We start from the raw sequence: 2,112 nt of genomic DNA on the forward strand, positions 1-2,112 counted from the left end.
GTGATCGAAAAAGACATCTCGGTGGAACAGTCGTTTGTCGCCAACGTCAAACCATGGCGGGAAAGTACGATTGGCAGTGCGGTTGATGGCCGTGTTTTGGAATTCATGGTCAATGCGGGGGAAGCGGTCACAGAGGGTCAGTCGCTTGCCCAACTGCGAACCAAAACCATTGAGATCGAGATCGCGGGTGCTGAAGCCGAATTGGCGCTTCGGGAAGCAGAGTTAGCAGAACTTAAAAATGGTTCGCGTCCAGATGAAATCAAGCTGGCCGAAGCGCTGCGGGACGTGGCAAAAGCCAATCACGAATACGCTCGATCCAAAATGGCTCGCGCCGAACGGTTGTATAACGAATCCTCGGGGATCTCGGTTGACGAGTTCGAAAGTGATCGAGCGGCGGCTTTGGTGGCCGCGGCGACGATGGCACAAACCGAAAGTTCGTATCGGTTGGTCGTCGAGGGACCACGGCAAGAACAGATCGCTCAGGCGGCTGCGCGAGTCGACATGCAGACACAGACGCTCGAAGGACTGCGAGACCGCCGTGAAAAGTACACGTTGAAGTCGCCCTTTGACGGATTCGTCGCGAAGGAGTTAACCGAAACCGGCGCCTGGGTTCGCCAAGGCGACCCCGTCGCGACCATCATCGAAATCGACCCGTTAGAAATCGAAGTCTATGTGCCCGAAGCCAGCATTCGCTTTGTTCGTCCGGGGGATGAGGTGGTCGTCTCGGTGGAAGCGGTTCCCGGCCAAACATTTCACGGGGTGGTCGATCAAATTGTTCCGTCCGCCGATCCATTAGCCCGCACGTTTCCGGTGCGAGTGCGAGTGGAAAATGCCGCGGTACAGGGGCGTCACCTTTTATTACCTGGCATGTTGGCCCGAGTCAAACTGCCATCGAGTGAGAAACAGACGCGTTTGATGGTCCCCAAAGATGCAATCCAGCTTGGCGGAGCGGCCCCGACGCTGTACCGCGTCGTCGATGGCAAGGCGATGGTGGTACCGGTGGTGATGGGGCCGTCGCAAGGCAGCTGGGTTGCGGTGACGTCATCGGTCCCCGGACAACTCCGTGCGTCCGACCTGGTGGTCATTCGCGGCAACGAACGACTTCGGCCAGGACAAGACGTCAAGATTACGGAGAAACAAAAGACAAACCCTTAACGATTGATTGGCAATGATCGCTTGGGACGAGCGGAAGACAACGGTCGGATTCCGACGTCGCTGCCGTTGCCAGACGGCGGAAATCCACTACCACACTAATCAGCCGTTGGTCCGTCACGAACTGAACGTTTCGTCAACACTCATTTCACCGCTACTGCAAACCGATCCGAACGCATGCATCCCATCGAATCCTGTGTCCGCAACCCTGTGAAAGTCGCCGTTGGTGCGTTGCTGCTGATTCTGTTTGGCGTGATTGCATTGATCGGAATGCCGATGCAGTTGACTCCCGAGGTGCAAACGCCGACGTTGACGATCGAAACGCGTTGGCCGGGGGCGAGCCCGCAAGAAATTGAACGCGAAATCATTCAAGAGCAGGAAGAACAGCTTAAGAGTGTCGAAGGGGTCACCAAGATGACCAGCGAATCGATGGACTCGAGTGGCCGCATTGCGTTGGAATTCTTTGTCGGCACAAACATGGAAGAGGCATTGTTGAAGGTCAACAGCCGGTTGCAACAGGTTCCGGAGTATCCCGAGGAAGCCGACCAGCCGGTGATCTCGACCAGCAATTCATCAGACCGACCGATCGCGTGGTTTATCCTCAGTGCGTTGCAACCGACACGCCAAGAGATTCAAGCCTTTGCCGACCAGCATCCCGAGCTTCGTGAACCACTGTCCCCCGTGCTTCGCAGTGACAATCCAGGGCTGAGACTGCTGCGTCTTCGCCAAATCGCAAAGGATCATCCGGGCATCGCTCCGCTATTGCCGCCCGATTTGAATGTTCCCGAAATGCGGCGGTTCGCCGAGGACTATATCGAAGCACGACTCGAACGTGTTAACGGCGTTTCCAATGCCAATGTGCTTGGCGGTTTGACCGACGAGATGCAAGTCATCATCGATCCTCAGAAATTAGCCGCCCGCAGCTTGACCATCGACGACGTCCGCCGGGTGCTTCGCAAC

Annotated in this window: 2 protein-coding genes; both read left to right on the top strand. The window is 56.5% G+C overall.

The window, feature by feature from the left end; translation table 11 throughout:
* Nucleotides 1-1,155 (top strand): efflux RND transporter periplasmic adaptor subunit (locus ABX962_RS35255; protein ID WP_372726332.1); only part of this gene is annotated, 1,155 nt, incomplete at its 5' end.
* A 174-nt stretch (nucleotides 1,156-1,329) separates the two neighbouring features.
* Nucleotides 1,330-2,112 (top strand): efflux RND transporter permease subunit (locus ABX962_RS35260; protein WP_372726333.1); only part of this gene is annotated, 783 nt, incomplete at its 3' end.

It is taken from the genome of Novipirellula sp., from assembly GCF_041583735.1.
GTDB lineage: Bacteria > Planctomycetota > Planctomycetia > Pirellulales > Pirellulaceae > Novipirellula.